14 protein-coding genes are annotated in these 19,117 nt (G+C 60.3%); 5 read left to right on the plus strand and 9 right to left on the minus strand.

Annotated features, from left to right (window positions below):
- Positions 1-171: 171 nt before the first annotated feature.
- On the minus strand, positions 172-1,116 hold the full coding sequence (locus tag NFR19_RS04340; protein WP_251212565.1) for a hypothetical protein: 945 nt from the start codon (positions 1,114-1,116) through the stop codon (positions 172-174).
- Between the two features lie 131 nt (positions 1,117-1,247).
- Here NFR19_RS04340 and NFR19_RS04345 point away from each other — a divergent pair, with 131 nt between their 5' ends.
- On the plus strand, positions 1,248-2,639 hold the full coding sequence (locus NFR19_RS04345; RefSeq protein WP_251212566.1) for an ATP-binding protein: 1,392 nt from the start codon (positions 1,248-1,250) through the stop codon (positions 2,637-2,639).
- A gap of 123 nt (positions 2,640-2,762) precedes the next feature.
- On the opposite strand, the gene NFR19_RS04350 is transcribed toward NFR19_RS04345, so the two are convergent.
- The 6 genes from NFR19_RS04350 to NFR19_RS04375 all read right to left on the minus strand — a co-directional run bounded on the left by NFR19_RS04350 (position 2,763) and on the right by NFR19_RS04375 (position 10,478).
- Positions 2,763-5,783 (minus strand): ABC transporter permease, encoded by a 3,021-nt coding sequence (locus tag NFR19_RS04350; protein ID WP_251212567.1) that lies wholly within the window; start codon positions 5,781-5,783, stop codon positions 2,763-2,765.
- Positions 5,780-6,463, minus strand: a complete 684-nt coding sequence (locus NFR19_RS04355; RefSeq protein ID WP_251212568.1) for an ABC transporter ATP-binding protein — start codon at positions 6,461-6,463, stop codon at positions 5,780-5,782. Before NFR19_RS04355 ends, NFR19_RS04350 begins: the two co-directional genes overlap by 4 nt.
- Before the next feature lie 268 nt (positions 6,464-6,731).
- Positions 6,732-7,733 (minus strand): sensor histidine kinase, encoded by a 1,002-nt coding sequence (locus NFR19_RS04360; RefSeq protein ID WP_251212569.1) that lies wholly within the window; start codon positions 7,731-7,733, stop codon positions 6,732-6,734.
- Between the two features lie 76 nt (positions 7,734-7,809).
- Entirely contained in the window at positions 7,810-8,481 is a 672-nt protein-coding gene (locus NFR19_RS04365) for a response regulator transcription factor (RefSeq protein ID WP_251212570.1), read from the minus strand.
- An 88-nt stretch (positions 8,482-8,569) separates the two neighbouring features.
- A complete protein-coding gene (brnQ, locus tag NFR19_RS04370) occupies positions 8,570-9,853 on the minus strand; it encodes a branched-chain amino acid transport system II carrier protein (protein WP_251212571.1) in 1,284 nt (427 codons plus the stop codon).
- Positions 9,854-9,974: 121 nt separating this feature from the next.
- On the minus strand, positions 9,975-10,478 hold the full coding sequence (locus tag NFR19_RS04375; protein ID WP_251212579.1) for a phosphatase PAP2 family protein: 504 nt from the start codon (positions 10,476-10,478) through the stop codon (positions 9,975-9,977).
- Between the two features lie 133 nt (positions 10,479-10,611).
- Between NFR19_RS04375 and NFR19_RS04380 the strand changes: the two genes are divergently transcribed.
- Together NFR19_RS04380 and pckA are read left to right on the plus strand one after the other, a co-directional pair.
- Complete coding sequence (locus tag NFR19_RS04380) at positions 10,612-12,114, plus strand: excinuclease ABC subunit UvrA (protein WP_251212572.1); 1,503 nt, start codon at positions 10,612-10,614, stop codon at positions 12,112-12,114.
- 92 nt (positions 12,115-12,206) lie between these two features.
- A complete protein-coding gene (pckA, locus tag NFR19_RS04385; RefSeq protein WP_251212573.1) occupies positions 12,207-13,772 on the plus strand; it encodes a phosphoenolpyruvate carboxykinase (ATP) in 1,566 nt (521 codons plus the stop codon).
- A 189-nt stretch (positions 13,773-13,961) separates the two neighbouring features.
- Here pckA and NFR19_RS04390 read toward each other — a convergent pair whose 3' ends face one another.
- On the minus strand, positions 13,962-14,372 hold the full coding sequence (locus tag NFR19_RS04390) for a 4Fe-4S binding protein (protein WP_251212574.1): 411 nt from the start codon (positions 14,370-14,372) through the stop codon (positions 13,962-13,964).
- Positions 14,373-14,375: 3 nt separating this feature from the next.
- Positions 14,376-16,772 (minus strand): molybdopterin-containing oxidoreductase family protein, encoded by a 2,397-nt coding sequence (locus NFR19_RS04395; protein ID WP_251212575.1) that lies wholly within the window; start codon positions 16,770-16,772, stop codon positions 14,376-14,378.
- Positions 16,773-17,075: 303 nt separating this feature from the next.
- On the opposite strand from NFR19_RS04395, the gene NFR19_RS04400 reads away from it, so the two are divergent.
- A complete protein-coding gene (locus tag NFR19_RS04400) occupies positions 17,076-18,062 on the plus strand; it encodes a MarR family winged helix-turn-helix transcriptional regulator (RefSeq protein WP_251212576.1) in 987 nt (328 codons plus the stop codon).
- A 224-nt stretch (positions 18,063-18,286) separates the two neighbouring features.
- Positions 18,287-18,844 carry a hypothetical protein gene (locus tag NFR19_RS04405; RefSeq protein ID WP_251212577.1) on the plus strand — a complete coding sequence of 186 codons (558 nt, stop codon included), beginning with the start codon at positions 18,287-18,289 and terminating at the stop codon, positions 18,842-18,844.
- Positions 18,845-19,117: the final 273 nt, after the last annotated feature.

The raw sequence follows: 19,117 nt of genomic DNA on the forward strand, positions 1-19,117 counted from the left end.
AAACTTGAGCAAGCAAGGAGAATTGCAACTAATGAAGCAGGCTTCCCGGGCTATTGCTAGCCAAGGTCGCCTGCTCCACAAGCGGGCAATTAGATGCTATCCATGCGCAGGGCTTCCACCACGTTATCAGCGCGGCAGCGGTGCATGCTGGAGGCTCCTAATAGCTCGATATTAAGCAACAGGAAAAGTGACACCGTAATCTTCCGCCATTACCTGCGCTGCAAGGTCTCGCACGGTAGCATCTGCGTCTGATACCGACCAAAGAGAACTCGTTATATTTCTTTTCGGAATAGTACCGTATGTATTGGTAGACGAGAGGGCGATCCCGTCCTCACCTTCTATGAAAACGAAATGCTGTTGCTGGTTGTTGTGGTCGAAAAATTCGATCGTTATTTCATGTTTCCTTGAGAGCATGTCGGCATCAATGCCTTTGGTTCTGAGGTAGTTGTTAAGAGACAGGTACGTTTTATCTCTATCGAAGCCATTGTATTCCTGTTGAAATAGTATCGAGGAATTTTGAGAGTCAAGCTGTACTGTATCGCTATTCAGCTGGACGGGGAGCAATAAGCCCACTTCGCAGTTCTCCCCCTCATATGGGAAATGGTAGACCTCTCGCACGTCCAAGGAGACATAGGTAGCCATCCCCTTAGCGTTTGAGACTTCGTAAAACTTCGATCCGTTTTCTTCAAATGTGGAGACAGTGAGCTGCGGTGCAGTTTCTCGATTGGCGATATCCATCTGGTTTTGCGCAATGTTGGTTGACCAATAGGAGATAAAGAGGGATGCGAGTACTCCTAGAAAAAGGTAGGCGATGGATTTATAGAGCATGCGCCGTGCTTCAATCCATTTTCCAAGCGGGAAAATCATAGCTTTTGGAAGTACAGTGATAATGCAAAGCAGTGCGATACCCGCATAAATGACTTCTCCCGCGAGAAAATGACTCGAGATGATCGGATTGTCTTGTTTGAACAAAATGAATCCAAATGCAAATAAGGCAAATATAGTGCAGATTACTGGAATGAGGTGTTTGATTTGCCGTGTTTTGGGTGTGCTTGAGTATTTGGGTGATGATGCAGATTGCCGAAACTCTTCATTTGATTGATCGGCAGCGGGCATTTCGTATTCCTTTCTACTAGAATGTTGGCGCATCCCAAAAATCAGTATATGAGATACTTATTATGAAATAGAGTATAATACTCTCAATCATAATTCATATTATTGAGAGTTGGTATGAAATGAAACGCTTCGTGGATCGAAAAGGAGACCTTGCGACCTTAGAGGAGCAATTCGCATCCGAAGAGGCATCTCTTGTCGTGCTGTATGGACGCCGGCGCGTTGGGAAAACGGCGCTGATAACGAAGTTTCTTCAGAATAAGAAAGGCGTTTATTTCCTCGCCACCGAAGAATCGGAGGAACAGAATCGTCTCGCCTTTCAAAGACAGGTTGCGGCTGTAACGGGCGATACGCTGCTTACGAACGCATCCATTGATAGTTGGGAGCCGCTGTTCGATCGGCTTACGCAAGGACCGGAGCGCATCGTCCTCGCTCTTGATGAGTTTCAATATCTTGGTAAAGCTAACGTCGCGTTTCCCTCAGTATTCCAACATATCTGGGATACGCTGCTTTCAAAACGCAATGTCATGGTCATCCTATGCGGGTCGCTTATCTCTCTCATGGTCAGCCAAACCCTTGCCTACGATAGCCCGCTGTATGGGCGCCGCACCGCCCAGATACGTATGGTGCAGATACCTTTCAAGTATTATGCAGATTTTTTCGATCATTCACTCTCGCGCCGGTCACTTGTCGGCCGCTACAGTGTAACGGGAGGCGTTCCAAAGTACATCGAAAGATTCGCAGACAGAAAAGAGATCTTTCGTGCCATTGAAGATAATGTACTCAGTCGCAACAGCTTCCTCTTTGATGAGCCGAACTTTCTGTTGTCGAAAGAAGTAGGCGAGGTGGGAAGTTACTTTTCCATTATACGAGCCATCGCGGCGGGCAATCGACGATCAGGCGAGATAGCGGCATCGATGAATGTGAAGCAGACGAGTCTGACGAAGTATCTGAAGGTGCTTGAGAGTCTTGACATACTACAGCGTGATGTTCCAGCAACTGAAGCGCATCCAGAGAAGAGCAAGCGCGGGTTCTATCGAATCAAAGATAACTATTTGCGATTTTGGTTCCGTTTCGTCTTTCCGAACTTAGGGTTGCTTGAGACGGGTCATCAAGATGTGGTACTCGAGCAGATTCGGCAGAATTTTATAGACGGACACGTTTCATATGTATATGAGGCTGTTTGTCGAGATCGAATATGGGATCTAGCAGCAGAGGATGAATTCCCATTTATGCCGAGTCGCGTAGGAGCATGGTGGGGCACCCGGGATATCGAGATCGATCTTTTAGCGTTGAATGATGTCGGCGATAGAGTTGCCTTCGGTGAATGTAAATTTTGGAGAAGCCCTGTAGGTGTGAATGTCCTGGATGATCTCGAGGACAAGGCGAGACGCGCGCAGCAATCGAGTGGTTTTGGACCCTACAAAGATGCGGAAGCACTTTTCGTGATCTTCAGCATCAGCGGTTTTACCGAAAGTTTGAAGAAGAAGGCCGCCGAGCGCTCGGATGTGCTTCTCTTTGACTGAGGTGTCTCAGGGCGATCTTGGTGAAAAGAATGCGAGATGCATTGCTCTAGCGAGTGAGGCAGCTTTGATGGCTGCCTCGCCGTGCTCAATGATGTCTCGTAGTTAACCTGATATTGCGCACCTCTAGATGCTATCCATGCGCAGGGCTTCCACCACGTTGTCCGCGCGGCAGCGGTGCATGCCGAATGCCACGGATATGGCCATAGCAGCGGCGGTCATGGCAATCGCCAGCCCCACATAGGCCCACGGCAGATCGAACGCCAGGCCTGATATCGACTGCGTGACCATGCAGAACAGCAGATAGGACACCACCACCGACACGAGCATGCCGGGGATGAGCCCCTTCACGCCGAAGCTGGCGCATTCGTCCACGATCATCGCGCGGAACTGGCGGTTTGAGAGCCCGATCGAGCGCATCACGGCGAACTCGCGCCGCCGCAGGATCAGGCTGTTCGTGATGGTGTTGAACACATTTGCCAGCGCGATCAGCGCCAGTATCACCGTGAACAGCAGGCAGAAGACGTTCACGACGGTTGCCAGCGTCCGGTTGCTGTTCTGCTGGAGCAGATAGTTGTTGAAGCTGAACCAGTCCAGCGCCGTGTCACCGCTGCTCGCCAGCTGGCTTCGCGCCGTCTGCTCAAGCGCCTCAGCCACCGTGCCAGAGTCGTTGCCGGTCACGTTGAATCCGGCGGTAAAGGAGGGGTCGAACGACTCGAATGTTGACGCTCCGGACGCTTCCGCGCTGGCAGCCTGCGCTGACAGCGCCGACAGGGGCATCACGATGCGCAGCAAGCCCGTCTGTCCCACGATGGTGGGCATCTCGTCAGCCAAGGAAACAACATCGATCTCCATGGTCTCCACCTGCACATCTTCCAACGGCACCGGCACCGCCGCTTCGGATCGGGCAACAGAGGCGTCAGATGACGACGAATCGTCCGCCCGTCCACCCTCTGTCGCATCCAGGTCGGCTTCGTTCACCCACGGCACGAACGAGAACGCCGCGCCACTTTGGGCATCAGTGGCGGCATAGTTCATCTCGTAGCTCACCACGGGCACGCTTTGGCCAGAAGCGGTCTGGTAGGTGCCCCCGGTCAACACCCGGATCGCGCCCGGCTTCGCAAGCATCTCCATCAACTCGTAGGTGATGCCATTGTTGCCGTAGACGCTGCCCGTGGCGATCGCGCGCGGATGCTCGGGATCGTAGAAGGAAACCGGGTCGGCACCCACCAGCGCAGCCAGCCCGTTGAAGGTCACATCATCCACGTATTCCACATACCCGACCGCCCCGTAGTCGCCACTGGTCAGCTTGCCGCTGGACGAGACGGCAGAAGAGAGGGCGCGATCGCTTGAGGTGGCGATCGCCGTTCCAGCCATTTGCTCGGGAATGACGATCGGCATGATTTCGCTCAGCAGCCATCCAACGGGCTCGCTATCGGGCACATCGCACAGCGCATCGTAGGCCGCTGAATACACTCGCACCTGGTCGGTCACATTCGTATCGCCACCATCAAGCATGGCGCTCACGCCGATATCGTAGCGGATATCGCTGTCGGCAGCTGCTACCAGCGTGCCCAAGAACGTATTGAGCGAACCCGCGGTCATCAGCAGCACGATGGCCAGCCCGAGTGATACCGCAGCCGTAGTTCCTTTTGCGGCCCCACGCTTGCGGTTGACGCGTGAAAGCGCGCCCCCAATTCCGAAGATGCGGCCGCTTACGCCGCGCCGCTTCCAGAGACGCGCAGGATCGGTGCTCTTAGCCGAGAGCGCCGCGCCCCTCCGAGATGCGCGATTGCCGCCCGCGCCTCGCAGTGCATCAATAGCGCTGCAATGACCAGCGCGCCAAGCGGGTACGAAGATGGAAAGCAGCACGGTAATCAGCGTGAGCGCCGCCGCCAAGGCGATCATCCAACCCTCCGCATGCACGCCGAACGCAATGCCAGCATCGCCGATGACCTCCACGATGGCTGGCCCCAGTATGGCGAAGGTGACCGCGCAGCCACCGATGCCGATCAACAGCCCCAGCGGTATGCCGATGGCAGCCACCAACAGCGCTTCCAGCAGCACCGCGCGCCTCAGCTGACGCTTCGAAGCGCCCACGGACGAGAGCAGCCCGAACTGCCGCGTTCGCTCGGCCACGCTGATGGCGAAAGCGTTGTAGATGAGCGAAACGCATGCCACCACGATCACAGCGGCCAGCACGCTGGCCACGCCGAAGAAGGTGTTCCATACGGCACCCTCACCGCGTACGCCCAGGTAGCGTAACATGGCGGTATGGTATTGGAGGCTTGCTCCAGGAAAGATCGCCTCGGCACGTTGCTCCACGTCCGTGGTGCTCTCGATGCCACCCATGCTGATATAAGCGCGTGCGGCTCCTTGAGCTTGCGAGGCCTCGGCGGTGATGGCCGCCAGCCCCACCCCGAACGATGCTGTGTAGGCCGCGCGGTCGTAAAAGCCCACGATGGTGAAGGTGCGCTCGGCGGTATCAACCAACTCTTCGTTGAATATGCCACCGTCTTGCGCGGCATCCAGATAGCCCGTGGACGAATCAAGCAGATCGCCGTCTGCCAGCGTTGCGATGGCTGCTCCATCGGGATCGAGAGTGGCGACTCCGGCGTCACCGGCTGCGGCTTTCTCCGCGTCCACAAGTACCGCCTTGCGCTGCCCGACGGGTATGGTGATGGTATCGCCAAGCGCGTGGTCGCCTCGCTCGCGCCAGGTGCTCGCAAGTATGATCTCGTCGCCATTCTGCGGCATGCGCCCCTCAGACGCCTCCATCGCGCAGAGGCGCTGAATATCTCCCGCCACGCTTACGATGGGCAGGTAGGAACCATAAATATCCTGCTCAGCGGCTGTCAGCTGTCCGAATCCCACGTCCTGCATCAGGGCCCAACCGGTCACCTCGCCCGCTTCCAGCGCATCACGCGCTTCCGCTTCTAGCGCCGCAGCATCATCTGATTGCGCCTCAGCCATCCAGTTCCCCGAGATGATGGCTTCTGCCTGATAGAGATAATTGGTGAGGCTGGTGAAGGTGGTCAGCACCGCGGTCAGCAATGCTGCCGCCAGCGCCACACCTGCGATGGTCACGATGGTGCGCACCCGGTTCGCGCGCAGCGACTTGATGGTGAACCGGCCCATGGCATTCATCGGCGGATCCTCTCGTCGCGTACGATGCGGCCATCCTCTATGGCGATCATGCGGTCGGCTGTCAGCGCGATCTCTTCATCGTGGGTGATCACGATCATGGTCTGACCCATCTCTCGGTTCGAATCGCGCAACAACTGCATGATCTCGCAGCTGTTCTTCGTATCTAGATTGCCGGTGGGCTCGTCAGCCAGTACCACTGAAGGTGCGTTCATGAGCGCGCGTCCGATGGCAACGCGCTGCTGCTGGCCGCCTGAGAGCTGACTGGGCAGATGCCCCTCGCGTCCGCGCAACCCGAGTTTGCTGAGCAGCACGCTCAGCCGTTGCACGTTCACTTCGCGCCCATCAAGCGCCACGGGTAGCGTCATGTTCTCCACCACATTGAGCACTGGCACCAGGTTGTAGAACTGATAGACCAGCCCCACCTCGCGCCGACGAAAAACGGCAAGCTGCTCGTCGGTAGAACTGTACACGTCCACGCCGTTCATGAGCACGCTGCCCGACGTGGGCTTGTCCACGCCGCCGATCAGGTGAAGCAGGGTTGATTTGCCCGAGCCCGACGACCCCACGATCGCCACGAACTCACCCTCTGCCACCGAGAAGGACACATCATCGAGCGCGCGCGTGGCGGCCTCGCCTTCTCCGTAGACCTTGGTCAGATGGCTGACGGTCAGTATGTCCATATCATCTGCCTTTCTCTGCGTGCCTCCATCATAGCTATGAGCATACGGCGCGCACCTTGCTACGCTGTGACGGGCTCATTACAGAATAGTCATCTTGATGAGGGATGCGAGAAAGGGATGGCTCGGCACTTCGGAGGATCTGTCTGAACACCTTCTAGAATCGCGCGAAGCGCGTTGGTGAATGCATGAAGGAGCGCAGCGCACGAGCGAAGCGAGCAGCGGAGCGGCAGTATCCTCCGAAGTGCCGAGCCATCCCTTTGTCCTCTGATCATACGACCAGTTTTGGGAAGGCGATCTGGAATTGGGCGCCTCCCTCTGGGGCGTTCGCGGCGCGCAGCGTGCCCCCTTGCACGGAAATGAGCGCCTGCGCGAGCGCCAGCCCGATGCCGAACCCTTCGGGCGCCGGTGTCTCTGCGGTGGCAGTTCCGCGGTAGAAGCGGTCGAAGATGTGCGGCAGATCGTCTGCGGCGATGCCTGGACCGGTGTCGGTGATGGTGAAGGTGGTGGCAAGGGCGTTCTCGGCGGCGCGTATGGTCACGCTGCCACCAGCAGGGGTGTGCTCCATGCAGTTCTTCAGGATGTTCTCCAGCGCTTCGGCGGTCCACATCTCATCGCCCATGAACGTAGCCGCATCGTCGGACTCGATGCGCAGCCGCACGTCGTGCAGATCGAAGGCGGCTTCCAGCGGCGCCGCTGCGCGCTCTATCATCGCACGCGCGCTCACCGGTGCGGTTTGCGCCCGAATGGCGCCCGCGTCCACCTTCGCGATCTTGAGTAGCGTGGTCACCAGCCATGCGATGCGTTCAAGAAGCTCTTCGATCTCGCGCATGGCGCGCTTGCGTTCAAGGGGGTCGTCCATTCGCTCGATCGCGGGCAGCATCAACTCCACCGCGGTCAGCGGCGTGCGAATTTGATGCGACACGTCGGCCAGCGAATCGGCCAGCGCATTGCGCTCCTGTTGAAGCTGGTCGGCCATGCGCGAGAGCCGCGCCACCATCTTCTCAACCTCGTTGGTCAAAACGGCCAGGTCGCCTTCGCGGCATTTCTCGAACGCGACAGCGCGCCCGCTGTGCAGCACTTCGTCTATGCGGGCTGACAGGCGGCGCACGGCGGCATGGCGCCAGAGCGCAACCGAGAGGAACAGAATGATCGCTATGCCCGCGCACAGGCCGCACCAGGGTTTCGCTTCTGCGGGCGCAGCGAAGACGATGATGGTCATGGCCGCTGCGAGCAGGAGGGTCTGGCGAACGACGGCAGCATACGATCCCATCAGGGTCGCCTTCCTGATTCCGCGAATGGCGTTCCTGCCGGGCGCGCCTCATCCACTGCTGCGAACCGCGTTCCCATCAAGCGTCCACCTTGTAGCCCATGCCGCGCACGGTCAGGATGATCTGCGGGTCAGATGGGTCGGTCTCCACCTTCTCGCGTAGGCGCTTGATGTAGACGTTGATGGCGTTGTCGGAGACGTATTCGCCCGCGCTGTCCCAGATGGCGTCCTTGAGGTTCTCGCGCGTGACCAGTTTGCCCTTGCTTTGGAGGAAGTAGAGCAAAAGCCGGTATTCGAGCGCCGAGAGGAACACCTCGCGCCCCGCCTTCGTCACCTGCGCAGAGGTCGCGTCAAGGCAGAGGTCCCCGGCGATCAGGGTGCGCTCCACGGGGTTCGCCTGACGCAGCGCCGCGCGAATGCGAGAGACCAGCTCGCGTGCGCGGAACGGTTTGGGAATGTAGTCCACTGCGCCCATGTCCAGCCCCGCTACGGTTGAGTATTCGTCGTCAGAGGCGGTCAAGAAGATGATCGGCATGCCCGGCGCTACCTTGCGCGCAGCGGCGCACACGGCAAACCCGTTGCCTTCGGCAAGCGTCACATCCAAGAGGGCGATGTCGAAGCGCTGCGCGGTCAGCTGATCGAGCGCACCGGTCTGGGTGCTTGCGGTGGACACATCAAAGCCCTCGGTGCGGAGCAATTCGCTGAGCGCCTTCACGATGGCACCGTCGTCTTCCACCAACAATACGCGCATGATCGCCTCCTTCGCCTGCGACCTCTAGGGTATCATCTCTGCCGATGTTTATCCTACTGAGCGGCGTTGCTCAGGATGTTGGGTGAAGCTACCTGCGGGCAGCAGACCGGTGCTTCCCGAACGTGCACCCCACGACCGCCCCGATCACGCCGCCTACGATCGCGAACGGCAACCACGCGAACCCATAGCTGAACAACGGAAGCGCCTCAACCCATGCGCACGCGCCGACCGCGGAATGGAGGGCAAGGGGAATGCTTGCCACGAACGCACCCAAAGCGGCCCCGCGATAGAGCATGTTCGAGTGGATGTGCCGCGCGAAGAGGATGAGCACCATGGTGGTCATGAAGGGCGGGCACACTAGCACGAGGATGGGCGAAGCCAGGCTGATGATGAGGTCAAGCCCCAGATTGCAGATGAGCACGCCTGCGATCGTGCAGATGATGACGCCCGCAGGGTAGCTGATGCGGTCGTGGGTAAGGTGCTGAAAATACGCAGCCGTGGAACCGATGAGCCCAATGGCGGTGGTCAGGCACGCCAGTGCCACCACCACGCCCAAAATGCCAACCCCGACGCTTCCCATGAGCATTTCGGTGATGCCCACGATCAATTCGGCCTGCGTGACATCGGGCGGGAAGGCGCTGGCGCTGGTAGCCCCCAGATAGGTGAGACCGCCATAGATGAGCGTCAGCAGGGTAGCGGCAATGATGCTGGCAATGGTGAGGATGCGCAGCTTCACGGTGCGCTCGGTGAAACCGGCCGATTTCAGGGTGTCTTGCAGCACGATGGAATAGCCGATCACGCACAGGACGTCCATGGCTTGATATCCGGCAAGGATGCCATCTTGGGCTACATGGTGCGAGAGGGGCTGACCGACCTGCCCGATGGGACCGATGATGCCCGCCATGATGAGCGCTACGATGCCCAGCACGAGCAGCGGCGTGAGCACCTTGCCGATGATGTCGACCACCTTCGATTTGCGAATGGTCAAAAGCAGCACCACTGCGAAGAACGCGAGCGAGAACGGCAGTAGTCCCACATCGCCGAAGTTCGGCACGAGCGACATCTCGTAGGTGGTGGCCGCGGTGCGCGGCATGGCGATGAGCACCCCGGTGCACAGGATCGCCGCGGTGTTCAGCACCACGGCAGGCACCTTGCCGATCGTGCGGCCGAACGCCACTTCGCCGCCGCCCGCCGCGTTGAGCGCGTAGATGCCCAAGCACGCCAGCACCACGTCGATCAGCACGAAGAAGGCCAGGCCCACCGGCCATAGGTTACCGCTCTCCATGCCAAGATACGGCGGGAAGATGAGGTTGCCAGCGCCGAAGAACATGGCGAACAAGGCGAAGCCGGTTACGACCGCTTCTTTCTTCATGCGCTGTCTCCCTCCTTCGTGCGCTATCACCCGCTTCTCATTATGGGCGCGCGTTCGGGATTCAGCGGCGATGCTGCATGTGCGGTGCGCAGTTGCAACCCTTTAGTAAGAGAACCGATGCCTAGAGGGCGTCGATCAGCTTCGCGGTACCAACACCAACGGCAATGCCGAGCACAGCGCCAGCCAGCACGTCGGTGGGGTAGTGCACGTACAGGTACAAGCGCGAAACGGCGATGAGCACAGCCAGCACGGCGCAGGGAATGGTGAGCCCCCGCGGCATGCGCTCGGCCACCAGCACGGCTACCGCAGCACATGCCGCCGCGGTATGCCCCGAGGGAAACGACGAGCCGAACGGCCGCGCAATAAGCAGGTGCATGCTCGGATTCACGTCGCAGGGGCGCGGTCGCATGACCACCTCGCCAATGATGAGCTTCCCGATGACGCCCGCGGCCACCACAGCCACGATCACCGCCACGCCGACACGTCGCTGCTTCGGCAAGCAAGCCAGCACCACGCCGAGCACAAGCCAAACGGCCCCCAGGTTGCCCAGCAACGTGATGGGCACCATGATGCCATCCAGCCACGGCGCACGCAGCGTTGCCTGCAGGGCGTCAAGCAGCATCATTTCGTCCACAGAAGTACCTCGTTTCCGTCTGGTGGCTTGCCGGGAAGCGCACTCTGGTATGAGAATGGTATCCGAAACGCAACCAGGTTGCTGCGCAACAGCCAACAGAGCCAACAACACAAGGAGCAGGGGCATGACAAGGAGCGGAGGCATGGCGAATACCGCGAACGCGTTCGAAGAGGCACGCGCCATCGAAGTGCGCGGCGCGCGCGTGCATAACCTGCGTGACGTGAACGTGGATGTGCCGCTGCATTGCCTGGTGGGCATCGCGGGCGTGTCGGGCTCGGGCAAGAGCTCGTTGGCGTTAGGGGTGCTGTATGCGGAAGGGTCGCGGCGCTATTTGGAGGCGCTGTCCACCTACACCCGCCGCCGCATCGGCCAGACCACGCGCGCCCAGGTGGACGAAGTGCTGCATGTGCCCGCCGCCATCGCGCTGCGCCAACGCCCGGGCGTGCCTGACGTGCACTCTACGTTCGGCACGGCCACAGAGCTTCTGAACCACCTGCGCTTGGCCTTTTCGCGCTTGGGCAGCCACGCATGCCCGAACGGCCACCAGGTGCCACCCAGCCTCAACGTGGCAGCAGAGCGCCCGCTCACCTGCCCGGTGTGCGGCGTTGAGTTCTATGGCCCGGGCGCTGAGGACCTTGCGTTCAACAGCCGCGGCGCGTGCGCAACATGCGGCGGCACCGGCATCGTGCGCACGGTCGATGAATCAACGCTGATTCCTGACCCAACGCTGACGCTTGACGAGGGGGCGGTGGCGCCGTGGCGGCAGCTGATGTGGTCGTTGATGCCGCAGGTGGCCGCCGAGATGGGCGTGCGCACCAATGTGCCCTATCAGGACCTCACCGCGCACGAGCAGGACATCGTGCTGCATGGACCTATGGAGAAGAAGCACATCCTGTACGTGCCGAAGAACAGATCGAGCGCCACTGAGCTCGACTTCACCTACTACAGCGCGGTGAATACGGTGGAAAACGCGCTGGCGAAGGTGAAGGACGACAAGGGTCTCGCGCGCGTGTCGAAATTTCTGAAAGAGGGCATCTGCCCCGACTGTCATGGTACGCGTCTGTCGGCGAAAGCCCGGTCAAGCCTGCTCGGCGGTATGGATCTGGGTGCGGCAACCGCACTGACGCTGGACGGTCTGCGCGATTGGTTGCCCGGGCTTCCCGCAGAGTTGCCGCAGGAAATGCAGGCTATGGCAGAGGCCATCATCGCGGAGACCAGCGAACCCATCTGCCGTCTTGAACAGCTGGGTCTGGGATATCTTTCGCTCGATCGCGCCAGCGCCACGCTCTCTAACGGCGAGCGTCAGCGGGTACAGTTGGCGCGGGCGGTGCGCAGTCGCACCACCGGCGTGCTCTACGTGCTGGACGAGCCTTCCATCGGGCTGCATCCGCTCGATGTGAAGCTGCTGCTGGGCGTGCTCCAGCGCCTGATCGACCATGGAGCTACGGTTATCGTGATCGAGCACGACCTTGACGTCATGGCTAACGCGGATTATCTGGTGGATATGGGGCCGGGCGGCGGCGAGGCGGGCGGGCGCGTGGTGGCTACGGGCACCCCGGAGGCCCTTACGACTTGCGCAAAGAGCGTAACGGGTCGGTATTTGAAGGAAGCCTTGCAGAGTTCATAGTGCGCAGCGCATCAGAGCAGGTCCGGGATGTATTATGTGTGAACACGATAGCACCGACGAACAACGCCGAGAAGCGGCGTGAAGGGAAGCGAATGGATACCAACGAACTGGCAGGCACTGATATCACGCCGCGCAAGAAGGTGTTTCGCAACTTAGCACCAGCCGATCTGATAGAGCATGCGCTGGCACGCGGTGAAGGCGCGCTGTCGGAAACGGGCGCGCTGGTGGTTCACACCGGCAGCCGCACCGGGCGCTCGGCGAAGGACAAGTTCATCGTAGATGTGCCAGAGGTGCATGACGATATCGCCTGGGGCGAGGTGAATCGGCCCGTATCGCAGGAAACGTTCGATGCGCTCTGGGCGCGCGTGGCCGAGCACCTCTCGAATCAGGACGTGTACGTGTTCGATGGCTACGCGGGGGTCGGGCCCGATCACGCGAAGCGCTTCCGCATCGCAGGCGAGTTGGCCAGCCAGGCGCTGTTCGCCAACCAGCTGCTGCGCCGTCCGAGCGCCAGCATGCTCGCAAGCTTCGTGCCCGACTACACGCTGTTGGTAGCGCCCAGCTTCCAATGCGACCCCGACCGCGACGGCACGGCAAGCGAGGCGGCGGTCATGATCGACTACGTCAACCGCCGCGTGGTCATCGCAGGCACGCGCTACGCGGGCGAGATCAAGAAGACGGTCTTCTCCATCATGAACTACGTGCTGCCGTTTTCAGGCGTGCTGCCCATGCATTGCTCGGCGAACATGGGCGAAGATGGCTCCACCGCGGTGTTCTTCGGGCTGTCGGGCACCGGCAAGACCACGCTGTCCACCGACCCGAAGCGCCGCTTGATCGGCGACGACGAGCACGGATGGGCCGACGACATGGTCTTCAATTTCGAGGGCGGCTGCTATGCGAAGTGCATCGACCTCTCCGAACAGCACGAACCCGACATCTTCGGCGCAGTGCGGTTCGGTGCGCTGGTGGAGAACGTGGTCATGAACGAGGCCACGCGTCAGCTTGACTACAGCGACCGCACCATCACCGAGAACACGCGCGTGGGCTACCCGCTGGGGCACATTGCCAACATTCAGCCTGATGGGCGCGGGCGCGTGCCCAGCACGGTCATCTTCCTGACCGCTGACGCGTTCGGGGTACTGCCACCCATTGCGAAACTGGATCTTGACCAGGCCATGTACTACTTCCTGAGCGGGTACACCTCGAAGGTGGCAGGCACCGAGGTGGGCGTCAGCGAGCCGGTCCCCACGTTTTCCACCTGCTTCGGCGAGCCTTTTCTGCCGCTCGATCCGGTGCGCTACGCGCTGATGCTGAAAGAGAAGGTGCAGAAGGCGCGCGCCGATGTGTATCTGGTGAACTCGGGCTGGAACGGCCGTGGGGAGCGCATGCCCCTCAAGTACACGCGTGCCATGGTGAACGCGGCGCTCGCAGGGCAGCTTGACGATGTGGACTATGCGCGCGATGCGCATTTCGGGTTCATGGTGCCGCAGAGCTGCCCGGGCTGCCCAGCGTACATGCTCGATCCGGCAGCTTCATGGGGCGACCGAGCAGCCTATGATGCTCAGGCCGAGAAGCTCGCTGGCATGTTCGCACGCAACTTCGCTGAGAAGTACGCCCACGTACCCCAGGAGATTCGCCAAGCCGGTCCGGGGGAGTAGCGGGAAGTAGCGGGAAGTAGCGCCCCCAAGGGGGTCGCGAATGGGAAGAGCTCTTTCAGAGAGCTTCCCTCATAGAAGAGAGTCCCGTGCAAGAACATGCAAGAACGCCCGCCGCATCTCGAGGACGCGACGGGCGCTTTCAGAGCATCGCTTGTGCGTGCACGATCGCGCACGCACGCGACACCTACCTTATTTCGTGGCGTACACCACGCCTGTGCGGCTGCCTTCGTATTCCGGCAGCTCGAAGGTATGGCAGTGCTTTTCCTTGCACCGCGCCAGGTTCTGGCTGAAACGGCTGTCCGGGTCGGCATCGTCACCGAACGCCAGCGCCTCGGTGGGGCACTCGTACTCGCACATGGGCATCAGGCCCTCAGCCAGACGCTCGGCGCACCACGTGCACGACGTCTGATAGATGGGCTGCCAGCTCATGCGCAGGTTCGGATAGACTCCCTGCGGCCGGTCAATGCCCGCGCCCGATCCGTTCGTGCGCACGGTCACGCGGTAGTCGTCATCGGGCAGATCGTGGCACATCTTGCAGGCCATAGCGCACGTCCAGCATCCGATGCAGCGCTCCATATCAACAAGCATCTTGTATGCCATGGCTCAAGCCACCTTCCCTTCGTCGAACTTGCGAATGTTGCAATAGGAATCCCAGTAGCAGTCGGTGGAGCCAACGAGGGCCGCCATGAACTCCACGAAGGGATTCGGATGATGTCCGTGGGTGACCCAGTCGTTCCACCAGGTGTTCTGCACCGGGCCGGTCGATTGCATGTTCGGGCATTCGTGCACCATCTCGGCGTAGGTGCCCTCTTCAAACTGGCGGCGGCGCCAGCCGAACCATACGTGCACGGTGCCCGCTGGCACGCATTCGTCCACCTCAAGGCGCGTGACCACGTGCCCCTTGTCGTTGTAGACCTCAACCTTGTCGCCGTCGATCAGACCCATCTTCGCCGCGTCGGCCGGATTCAGGCGCGTGGCTGGCGTGCCACCCGACAGCTTCACGTTGATGGGATCATCGGTGAAGCTGGATTGCATGAAGAAGCGCTGACGCCCCGTGAACAGCTGGAAGGGGTATTTGGCCTGCGTACCGATGCAGCCCACCGGCAGCGGATGGGTCACGGCCAAACCATGCCCCAGCAGCCGTTCGGCATAGATCTCAATGCGCCCGGTGGCGTTCTCCATGACCTCGAGGGGGTTCAGGTAGCCGTCGTACTTCGGCTCGGGCGGCGCCATGGTGCGAATCATCTTCTCGGCTTTTAGGCGCTCGTAGGTGATGGGCGGCTGCACGCCTGCGATCAGCGGGAAATCGGTTTCCAGGCGCTTCTGTATCCACTCGGGACCGGTCTTGTCGAAGAACTCGCCCAGGCCGGTGCGCTTGGCCAGTTCGGTGTAGAAGAACACGGGGTCGCGGCATTCCTCAGGCGGATCGATGGCTGGTTCTTGCAGGATAACATGGTTGTAGCACGCGCCCGCAATGAGGTCTTCGCGCTCGAACGACATGCAGTCGGGCAGCACGTAGTCGGCCACCTCGCCGGTGTCGGTCATCCATACGTCGAAGTCCACCACCAGTTCCATCTTGTCGAAGATATCAAGCCAACGCTGGCGCGTGGGTTGCTGATGCACCGGGTTGCCCTGCCCCACGATCAGCGCCTTGTACGGGCTCTCGGGGCTTTGGGCCAGCTCGAACCACTCAGCCATGCGCACCGGCTTCGACTTCACCGAGGTGATATCGCCCTCCACGGGCAGCAGCATGGCAAGGTCGTTGAACACCACTGGCCAGCTTTGCAGCTGAAGCGCTTCGATCACGCCCGAGCCAGGGGTGCCCTGACGCCCGGTCAGAATGCCCAGCAGATGCAGGATGCGATACGTCTCGTTCGAGTTCTCGTAGCGCAGGCCGTATCCGCTCAAGACGAACGCATGCGGAGCGCGCGCGAAATCATCGGCCAGCTTCTCGATCTGCGCGACGCTGAGCCCGACCGTGTCGGCAACGGCTTCGGCAGACCACTTGGCCGCCTCTTCGGCCACCTTGGAAAGCGCCGTCTTGCACTTCACGCCGCCCACCTCGTACTCGCCGAACAAGGCGATCTCGGTGCTGGGCAGCTCACCTCGGGCGCGCGCCACGAAGCCCGGCGCATCGGCAGCGTTGTCCCACACAGCGAAGTTGCCAGCCTCGTCGCGATACATCATGCCGGTGTCCTCGCGCACCAAGTACGGCGCAGCGGTGCGCATCAGCAGATAGCCGTCGTCTTGCAAGCCGTTTTTCAGGGTGTAGTCGATCATGGCCATGGCCAGATGCCCGTCGCTGCCCGGCTTCACGCCCACGAACTCGTCGGCGAACCCGGCGGTGCCGTCGAAGATGAGCCCGATGTCGACGATGCGCGCCCCGCGCTCACGTGCGCGCACCAGGTTTTGCGCGCAGCGAATCTGGTTCTCAATGGGGTTGCAGCCCCACACGTAAATGAGGTCGGTGTCGGCCTGGCTCAAGATGCGCGGGTCCACCAGCACGTGATTCGCCGTGGTGCCGCAGCTGTAGAACTCGGCGTACCAGGGGCCATTGTCAAGCCCGATGGAGCCCATCATGTTCGTCATGCCGAAACAGTTGGCGTAGCGCGAGGGCATCATCTGGTTGAAGCCGTAGGCAGGCGGGCAGCCCGCCGCCAAATTCCACATGCACACCGATTCAGGCCCATAGGCGTCGCGCAGCTCGTTCAGCTTGGCGGCTATCTCGTCAAGCGCCTGATCCCAACTGATGTGCTCCCATTGGCCGCTGCCGCGCGGCCCTACGCGTTTGAGCGGATGCGTCAGGCGCTTCGGGTCGTAGGGTTGGCGCCCGGCCAAGCATCCTTTCTGGCAGATGTGACCATCGGGTTTCTCGGGATCGGAGTACTCCACCTTTTCGGTGCGTACGATTCGCCCGTCGGCCACAATGGTCTTGATGGCGCAGTAGTCGTGGTCGCCCCACCCAGGGCATGCGGTGTAGACGAAGGACTCTTCGCTCATGACTCGCCTCCTTGCTCTCTCTTGTTCTCTCTCTTGCTTGCTGTCTGTGCTTTCTTGCTTCTCTTGGAACTCGCGTGCGGTCGGTTTGGTCGAACTGCTTCGCGGGCGCTGCGGCTCGTTCCGCTCTGTGCCCAACGTGGCCGCGTTTTCAAGGCCTACCGGCTCAACTGCGCGCTTTCATGTATACGCCGTGCGCTGCTAGGCGGGAAGGGTGCTTCGCTCACAATTATCTAGATGAACAATATTGATGTTGAACTATATCGGCATTAAAATAAAATCATCGAGAAGAGGGAAGAGGACGCCATGAACACGGTATTTGATGCAGGGTCGGAGTGCGCACCTGCCGCTGCGGCCGTGCACCCGCCGGTCGATCTGCCGGAAACGCTCTATCGTACGCACGTGTTGACGTGCGATCAGCCTGACAAGAGTTTCGCCTTCGACTTCATGAGCGACTACTTGACCATGATGGATGTGCTGGCGAAGTCGATCGCGCACGAACTCGATCGTGTGTGCGGCATCACTCCCTTGCAATACCGCGCCATGGTCCGGCTGCTCGATGTGGACGAAGCGGCCGCGGGTAGCCTCGCGCACGATCTGGGTGTGGGCGCCTCTACCGTTTCCACGGCGGTGTCGAAGCTGGTTTGTCGAGGCCTGCTTGAGCGCAGCGAAAGCCTGAGCGATATGCGCACGGTGCATCTGGCGCTCAGCGACGCGGGGCGTGCGCTCGTGCAGCATGCTGACGCAGCGGTATTCGCTACCATGCAGGAGTACTGGGGCTCGCTCACCTCCGAGCAATTCGATGCCGCATCGCGCAGCTCGATGAATGCCGTTGAGCTCCATTCTCACCCGCGCATCGAAGGCGGGGCGCTGCGTCTTGATACGGCTTTGGTGGATACCGTCATGATCTCGCGCATGCTCACTTCGCGCGCGCTCCAAGCGTACGGGCTGGCCGTGGGCGACTTTCGCGTCATGCTGGCGCTGCGCGTTATGGGTGGCAGCGACACCAGCGCCGCCATCGCGCAATTCCTGTTCCTCAACTCCAGCGATATCACCTCATGCTTGAAGAATCTGGAAGCGCGCGGGTTCATCACGCGCAGCCGCTCCGATGCGAACCGTCGCATTCGCTCGGTGACGCTCACAGATGCGGGGACGGGCGAACTCTCGCGCCTCATGCCGGTGGTCTTCGATGCGCTGCATGAAACGTGCCACAGCGATGACGAGTTGATCCGCATCCATATCTCGGCGGCGCGCGATCTGGTTGCCCGCAAGCGTCAGCGCTCTGAATTCTAGCCCCAGCGCACTGTCTGCCCAAGCGGACTGCTGATCGCTGCCATGCGCCTGTGTGCGCTCTGTGGAGAAATCGGGCCAAATAGATTTTCTTGCGCGTCAGGGGTTGCGCTTTTTGGAAATACGGGTTTATGCTGCCTGCCGTACCAACGGGAAAATAGGAACACGAAGACCAAGCGGAGGGGAAGCCTGGAAACAGGTTCCGCGGTCGGGACAAGGGACAGGTTATGAGCACACTACGTATGCCCAAACGGGTTATATCTTCTATGCTGGCAGCCGTGCTGGCTATCACACTCATTCCAAGCGATGTGTTGCCTGAGGCCTACGCCGCTTCGCCCGAAGCGTCTGCAAGCGCCTCTGATGACGCGCAGGCAAACGCGTCTGCTGCCGATGCCGCCAAGGACACCGACGCATCCTCGCAAAGTAGCGATGCGCAACAGACTTCCTCGGCAAGTGACGAGCAGATGGCACGTCCGGTCGCGGTGACGAATTCAACCGAGCCTCTGAATGCGAACGCTGCCAAATCTGACAAATCTGACGTTGAGCGTGTGCGTGCCACGGTCTCACTGAACTCAGGCGATGCTCAGACGCTCTTCAGCTTCGCAGGCCTTAACTACGCCGCTAACGCTGATGGCAAGACGGCCACGCTCGTCGGTGTTGCGAACACCTCCCTTGAAGGGGACATCACCATTCCCTCTGAGGTCGTCAGCAACGGCATCACCTATGCTGTTACGAACATAAGTTCTACTCTGGAACTGCGGGGGGGGGTTCGCGGCTCAGAGTGATTCTGATGGCTTAGCCACCCAGGAAAGCGCCGCTGACGACACCTCCACCAGCGCTCCCGCGGGTAACGATTCTGCTACAAACGATGATTCTGGCGCATCTGCGTCCATAAACCCCTACGCACTTGAGGTCTACACCGATGCCGAGCGGGCACATGGTGTGACCTCTGTTGCTATTCCGGCAGGTATCACCTCGATCGATCCTGCCTTCTTCCAGTTGTTCCCGAATGCCACCTCAGTGAGCGTGGATCAGAACAACCCCACCTACACCACCTA

The organism is Adlercreutzia murintestinalis (genome assembly GCF_943192905.1).
Lineage (GTDB): Bacteria > Actinomycetota > Coriobacteriia > Coriobacteriales > Eggerthellaceae > Adlercreutzia_A > Adlercreutzia_A murintestinalis.